The following is a 6,517-nucleotide window of genomic DNA, read 5'->3' on the forward strand; positions in this document are numbered from 1 at the left end:
GGCACTATAGCTCTCCTGACAGGAATTTTTCTGCCGTAACGACGTCATCCTTGCTTCCGATGAAGAGAGGGACCCTGTCGTGAAGCGTTTCGGGCTCCAGATCGAGAATTCTACGAGATCCGTCGGAAGCAGTTCCTCCGGCCTGTTCTGCAATGAAGGCAAGAGGAGCGGCTTCAAAAAGAAGGCGCAGCTTTCCCCTGGGCTTTTTGGGATCTTTTCTGTCGGCAGGGTACATGAAAATTCCGCCTTTCAGTAGGTTGCGGTGAAAATCTCCCACCAGAGTTCCTATGTATCTCGATGTGTAGGGTCTGGAAGTCTCCGGATCGGGGGTTTTGAGATAATCCACATAACGCCTCACGGGTTCGTCCCAGTAAGCATAATTCCCTTCGTTTACGCTGTAGATCTTTCCCCTTTCCGGCATGGTTATATTGGGATGGCTGAGGAGAAACTCGCCGAGTCCCGGATTTAAGGTAAAGCCGTTTACGCCTTTTCCCGTACTGTAAACGAGCATTGTACTGGATCCGTAAATAAAATAACCGGCAGCCACCTGTTCCGAGCCCTTCCGCAATACCTCATCAAGAGTTACCGGACCGTCATCCTTAAGCCGCCGGTGTATCGAAAAAATCGTCCCAATACTTGCATTTACGTCTATATTGGAGGACCCGTCCAGGGGATCTATGAGCAGTATGTAAGGACCTCTGGGATACTCCTGAGGAACCTCCACAATGTCCGCGTCTTCCTCAGAGGCTATGGCACAGACATGACCTGTGTGCATGACACGGCGGATTATCGTGTGATTGGCAAAATCGTCCAGTTTCTGAACCTGTTCACCGTAAACGTTTCTCGATCCCGTGGAACCCAGGATGTCCACCAGTCCGGCCTTGCTGACCTCTCTGTGGATTATCTTTGCGGCAACAATGAGTTCATTAAGCAGTTGCGTGAATGCTCCGGTTGCGTAAGGCGTCTCACGCTGTTCCCTCAAAAGATGCTCCGTAACCGTTATTCCGACTTCCTTAACCGGCATTCCGATTGCTCCTTTTTCAGGTAAAGTTGACATAATACTTGTAAAGGACTCACAAGATCTTATCATACACGTGGGATCGGATTAATGGAAGGGATGGAGTGACGATATGGCTTACGAAAACATCGATGCTCACGGGCGGACTGTGGACTACTTGAGAATATCCATAACCGACAGGTGTAATCTGAGATGCATCTACTGCATGCCCGAGGAGGGGGTACCCAGATTGTCCCACGAGGATGTTCTTTCCTATGAGGAAATAATCCGGATTCTGAATGTTGCCGGCTCAATCGGTATAAGCAAGGTGCGGGTTACCGGTGGAGAGCCCCTTGTGAGGAAAGGCGTAGTTGAGTTTTGCAGGTCTCTTGTTGAAATCGTTGGGCGTGGTTGTGTAAGCATAACCACCAACGGAGTGTTGCTTGAGGAGTTCGCATGGGACCTGTGGAACGCCGGCATCAGGCGAATAAACGTAAGTCTTGACACACTGAAGCGGGAGCGATTTGCCGAAATAACGAGAAGAGACTATTTCAATCGGGTCTGGAACGGCATTATGACGGCTTACAGAATAGGGTTTCATCCCGTTAAGCTGAATGTCGTCGTTATCAAAGGGCTGAACGACGATGAAATTGAAGATCTTGCCGCTTTAACGTTTGAATATCCTTTCCACGTGCGTTTTATCGAGTTTATGCCTTTTGGAAGTGGCGAATGGTCGTCCAGGTTCGTTTCTTCGGACGAAATAGTCGAGCGTCTGAAAAATGTCGGTGAGCTTTTACCCGCGGTAAGTCTGAACTCCAACGGACCGGCGAAGTACTATGCCTTTCGCGGGGCTCTCGGTAAAGTGGGTATAATAAGCCCCATAAGCCATCACTTTTGCGCTACCTGTAACCGCCTGAGGCTTACTGCTGACGGTAAACTTCGGACCTGTCTTTTTGCAACGAAGGAGACCGATCTCAGGGCCATCCTCAGAAGCTCGGAGGATGACGAAAAATTGAAAGAAGCTATTGTTCGGGCTCTGAAGGAAAAGCCGGAAAAACACGGCCTTAACGAAGAATTGTTTCATAAATGCATTGGTCGCCCCATGATCAAAATCGGGGGATAGGAATTGACAAAAAGGCTGTCTACTGATTAGTCTTTGCACTGCTTTTTTATCGAAATTTGGAAAGGGAGAAAGCAATGGAAAAGTGTGAAGGCAAGTCCTGCAGTAGCTGTGAAAAGCGTCATCAGGAATCAAAGGACGAGATACTGCGGTGCAAGCTTGACCGTATAAAGTATAAGCTCATTGTGATGAGCGGAAAAGGTGGGGTTGGCAAAAGTAGTGTTGCCGTTTATTGTGCTCTGGAGCTTGCCAATCGAGGCTATCGTGTGGGACTCATGGATGTGGACCTTCACGGACCCAGCGTTCCCAGAATGCTGGGCCTGCAGGGACTTCTCGGTGTTACGCCCAATCAGGAAATAATGCCCCACAGGTATGGTCGGAATCTTCAGGTGGTGTCCATTGAGTCTTTGCTTCAGGATAGAGACTCTGCGGTTATATGGCGGGGTCCCATAAAGCACGGGGTCATAAAGCAGTTTATTGCCGACATTGAATGGGGGGATCTTGACTTTCTGGTGATCGATTGCCCTCCCGGAACGGGCGATGAACCCCTCAGCATTGCGCACATAATTCCCGAAGCACAGGCCGTAATAGTAACCACACCTCAGGAAGTGGCCCTGGCGGATGTGCGAAAATCGATCAACTTCTGCCGGAAGGTGGGCCTGAACATTCTGGGTATCGTCGAAAACATGGCAGGCCTGTACTGCCCTCATTGCGGAGGCTTCGTTCCGATCTTTAAAACCGGTGGAGGGGAAAAGACGGCTAAAGACATGGGCATAGCCTTTCTGGGAAGTCTTCCCTTTAATCCTGCGGTAGTTGAGGCCGGTGATTCCGGTAAGCCGATACTCGAAAAGAATCCCGGGGATCCTTTTTCCGATGCGGTTAAGACCGTTGTGGATGAGATAGTTGCAAGGCTTCAGCTCGTACCGCCGTGTCGTATGGCCACGAATTAATGTTTCAGTGAGAAACCCGGAGTAAAAGATATGATGCGAATTGATTACCATCAGGATGGTCTGACGGAAGAGCAAAAAGCCGAACTAAACGGGATGTGGCGTCGCTGTGTTCGCAGAATACTTGCCGCTACCACTCTGGCCGGTAGCGGTCATCCCGGCGGTTCAATGTCTTCCCTGCACACGTTGCTCCTGCTTTACAGCATGGCAAATCATCGTCCCGACAATCCCGCCTGGGAGGATAGAGACAGGATTGTTGTCAGCATGGGGCATATAAGCCCTGGTGTTTACAGCGTTTTGTGCGAATTCGGCTATGTTAAGGAAGAGGAGTTCCTGCTGGAATTCAGAAGGACCGGCTCGGCCTTCGGCGGTCATGTGGAGCATTATGTTCCCGGTGTAGAGTGGAATACGGGAAACCTCGGGCAGGGACTTTCGGCCGGGACCGGGATGGCCCTGGCTGAGAAACTGAAGAAGACGGTTCCCTCCCGGGTATTCGTTCTTATGGGAGACGGAGAACAGCAAAAGGGCCAGATTGCCGAAGCCAGACGTTTTGCCGTAAAGTACGGGCTCTCGAACCTCGTTGGCATAGTCGATCGCAACCATCTGCAAATCGGGGGCAAAACCGAATGTGTCATGCCTCAGAGAGTCCGTGATGAATATCGTGCTGCCGGATGGAACGTCATATACGTTGAAGATGGCAACGACTTTGATCAGCTTTTTGCCGCCCTGCGACGTGTTTTTCTTATGGATGTGGATGATCCTTCCCGTCCTACGGTCATAGTAGCAAGGACCGTTATGGGCAAGGGCGTTTCTTTTATGGAAAACAACGAAAAGTACCACGGTATGCCTCTTTCCGAAGAAGAGGCTGCCAGGGCATTTCAGGAGCTCGGGATGGAAAACCCCATCCCGGAGTTAAAGAAAAAGCTTGCTTCTCACAGGCAATTCAGACCGCCGTATCATCCTGCCGTGAGCGCCCCTACCCTGGATACCGGTGTACCGCGCACTTACGGAACCGATGTAAAGACGGATAACCGATCCGCTTACGGTGCCGCTCTTGAAGACCTCGCTCGCCTCAATAACTCGGGCCCCGTTCCCAGAATACTGGGCTTCAGTTGTGATCTCGAAGGCTCTGTGAAAATGACGGGGTTTCGCAAAGCCTGTGAGCGCGCCTTTTACGAATGCGGTATTCAGGAACATCATGCAGCTACGGTGAGCGGGGCTATCAGCAGGGAAGGTTTTGTGGTTTTTTTCAGCACCTTTGGGGTCTTCGGGGTATGCGAAACTTACAATCAGCACCGACTGAACGACATGAACGGTACGTGGTTGAAGGTCGTTTGCACTCACCTTGGGCTTGACGTCGGCGAAGATGGCCCGACTCATCAGTGCATAGATTACGTTGGGCTTCTCAGGAATCTTTTCGGATGGTCCATTTTTATCCCGGCCGACCCCAATCAGACCGATAGAATTGTTCGCCTTGTGGCGAATATGCCCGGAAATGTTTTCGTCGGCATGGGCCGTTCCAGGACGCCCGTTATTACGGACACGGAAGGTAGGCCCTTTTTCGGAGGAGACTATACTTTTGTGCCCGGAAAAGCCGACTGGATTCGTCGAGGTAGTGACGCTGCGATTTTAACTTACGGTTCCACGGTGGCTCAGGCTGTTGAGGCCTGGCAGGTTCTTAAGGATCAACACGGAATTGAATGTGCCGTCGTAAACTGTGCCTCCATAAAACCTTTTGATACCGAGTCGGTGATAAGAGCCTCCGAAACGGGCCTCATAGTTACGGTTGAGGATCATAACGTAGAAACGGGGCTTGGAGCGATCGTCGCTTCGATTATTGCTGAGGAAGGTCTTTCGTGCAGGTTCATTCGTCTGGGTGTGCACCGTTACGGTCAGTCCGGCAAACCTATCGAACTCTACAGAGAACAGGGAATAGATAGCAGGGGAATTATTGAAGCACTTTTAGAAGCCCGTCAAAAAGGGTGGTTAGCTGCCTGATGCGGTCACTGTAAAATTGCCGGGAAAAAAGATCGGCCACTTCTCGAAAGTGGTCGATCTTTTCTTTAAACCGGGTAACATATATCCTTCCTGGCGCAAGGATAGACGTCAAATCCCCCGGCGGATTGCCCGATGAGATCCTGTTCCATAGTGTTTTTGAAACTGCTTTGTGGTGCAGAACCAGAAGAAAGAGTATGTGAAGATTCATCGTAAGATAAATTTTCCATTGCGTGATGCCCCGGGAAGAAACCGAAAGGACTTCCAGGAGCTCCTTTGTAACCTGCGTCAGAACCGGTCCAATACCCGGTAGAAGCCTCGTGGAACCCATCATCTCCCGGATGATGCCTTTTTCGGTCCTTTCCGGCAGGAAACACCGCTGAAGGAAAGACTCCAGCAAAGTGTGAGAAGCGGAACGAGGCCATCGAAATTCCTGCGAAATTATATCGGCGGCTCTGTTGATGGAAGGATGCCACAGGGCATCGGTAAAAAGATGAACACCGATGCCCATCAGCACCGGCTTAGTTCGACGCAATGTGTCTGATGATAGCTTTTTTACGGCCTCCGTAAAGTCTCTGCCTTCCAGCCCGTGTAAGGATCGTCCAAGATTCGGATAACCGGGGAAGGGGGAATAAAAAAAAGAATCGGGGAAGATCGTTGAGACTAAAAAAGCGCGGGAATCTGTATTCCGGAGGTAATTCCCGAACGCGTTGAGAACGATCCTACTCTGGTGAAAGTGAAAAAGCTCTTTGGGCATAGGCTTCAACGATCGGGAGGAGTGCTTTCCTGGAAGGCCTTTATCAGGTCCGGGATTAACCTTCTTACAACTGCCGCTTTATCCGAAGTGTCGGCGACACGGTCGTATTCATGATAACTCGGATGTTCGGGGGATAGAGCAGGGGTGAAACGTTCGAAGTTACTGTATTTTTGATGGAAATCGGCTATGAGGCGTACTATCGGGATGTGGCGGGTTGGGAAATCAAGAACCCATCGAAGCCTGTACATCGCTTCAAACCTTATCTGATCGGCCAGGAAAAGCGTCAGGTTCAAAACCATCATTCTTTTTTCTTGATCTTCATCGAGGTTCACTTTTCCCTCATGTCGGAAGAAGATTATTTTTGAGGCACTCCTTGACAGGATGTGAAAGATGGTAGGAGATATGGGCAGGAAAAAGCTTATAAAAGAATCGTTAAGATCCTTCAAACAGGTCTGGCCCGTTATTTCGCATCCGAAGCGCCTAGCCAGTGAGCCGAAAGCCTCACGGGCCATCATGTCGTATTTCTTCTCGGTGAGGTCTATAACCAGGCCCATAGTCGCAATACCAGTACGATTAAATCGGTGAACAGAGACTTATACCATAATTTCGTTAAATAGGGAAAAATGTTTCTTATCCGTCTCCACATGGGCAAACAGTGGAAGATTGTCGCAATCCCCTCGAATCGGGTCAAGCTTTCCGAC

At 50.1% G+C, this 6,517-nt stretch carries 6 protein-coding genes; 3 read left to right on the forward strand and 3 right to left on the reverse strand.

The genetic code is table 11. The features are described from left to right. Window positions 1–4: 4 nt before the first annotated feature. Window positions 5–1,024 carry a class 1 fructose-bisphosphatase gene (gene fbp, locus BM091_RS05645; RefSeq protein ID WP_093394126.1) on the reverse strand — a complete coding sequence of 340 codons (1,020 nt, stop codon included), beginning with the start codon at window positions 1,022–1,024 and terminating at the stop codon, window positions 5–7. Between the two features lie 106 nt (window positions 1,025–1,130). On the opposite strand from fbp, the gene moaA reads away from it, so the two are divergent. The 3 genes from moaA to BM091_RS05660 all read left to right on the forward strand — a co-directional run bounded on the left by moaA (window position 1,131) and on the right by BM091_RS05660 (window position 5,062). Continuing rightward, window positions 1,131–2,120, forward strand: a complete 990-nt coding sequence (gene moaA, locus BM091_RS05650) for a GTP 3',8-cyclase MoaA (RefSeq protein ID WP_093394127.1) — start codon at window positions 1,131–1,133, stop codon at window positions 2,118–2,120. A 74-nt stretch (window positions 2,121–2,194) separates the two neighbouring features. Further along, window positions 2,195–3,067 (forward strand): Mrp/NBP35 family ATP-binding protein, encoded by an 873-nt coding sequence (locus BM091_RS05655; RefSeq protein WP_093394128.1) that lies wholly within the window; start codon window positions 2,195–2,197, stop codon window positions 3,065–3,067. Window positions 3,068–3,097: 30 nt separating this feature from the next. Continuing rightward, window positions 3,098–5,062, forward strand: coding sequence for a transketolase (locus BM091_RS05660; RefSeq protein ID WP_093394129.1), 1,965 nt, complete (start codon window positions 3,098–3,100; stop codon window positions 5,060–5,062). Here BM091_RS05660 and BM091_RS05665 read toward each other — a convergent pair. Both BM091_RS05665 and BM091_RS05670 read right to left on the reverse strand, forming a co-directional pair. Then, on the reverse strand, window positions 5,013–5,570 hold the full coding sequence (locus tag BM091_RS05665) for a hypothetical protein (RefSeq protein ID WP_143083101.1): 558 nt from the start codon (window positions 5,568–5,570) through the stop codon (window positions 5,013–5,015). The genes BM091_RS05660 and BM091_RS05665 overlap by 50 nt on opposite strands. Window positions 5,571–5,821: 251 nt before the next feature. After that, entirely contained in the window at window positions 5,822–6,370 is a 549-nt protein-coding gene (locus BM091_RS05670; RefSeq protein ID WP_093394133.1) for a hypothetical protein, read from the reverse strand. Window positions 6,371–6,517: the final 147 nt, after the last annotated feature.

The sequence above is a fragment of the Thermodesulforhabdus norvegica genome (genome assembly GCF_900114975.1).
Classification (GTDB): domain Bacteria; phylum Desulfobacterota; class Syntrophobacteria; order Syntrophobacterales; family Thermodesulforhabdaceae; genus Thermodesulforhabdus; species Thermodesulforhabdus norvegica.

Excerpts from the sequence above, each read along its gene's own strand:
- fbp (WP_093394126.1), bottom strand. The coding sequence starts at position 1,024 with ATGCCGGTTAAGGAAGTCGGAATAACGGTTACGGAGCATCTTTTGAGG.
- moaA (WP_093394127.1), top strand. The coding sequence starts at position 1,131 with ATGGCTTACGAAAACATCGATGCTCACGGGCGGACTGTGGACTACTTG.
- BM091_RS05655 (WP_093394128.1), top strand. The coding sequence starts at position 2,195 with ATGGAAAAGTGTGAAGGCAAGTCCTGCAGTAGCTGTGAAAAGCGTCAT.
- BM091_RS05660 (WP_093394129.1), top strand. The coding sequence starts at position 3,098 with ATGATGCGAATTGATTACCATCAGGATGGTCTGACGGAAGAGCAAAAA.
- BM091_RS05665 (WP_143083101.1), bottom strand. The coding sequence starts at position 5,570 with ATGGGCATCGGTGTTCATCTTTTTACCGATGCCCTGTGGCATCCTTCC.
- BM091_RS05670 (WP_093394133.1), bottom strand. The coding sequence starts at position 6,370 with ATGGGCCTGGTTATAGACCTCACCGAGAAGAAATACGACATGATGGCC.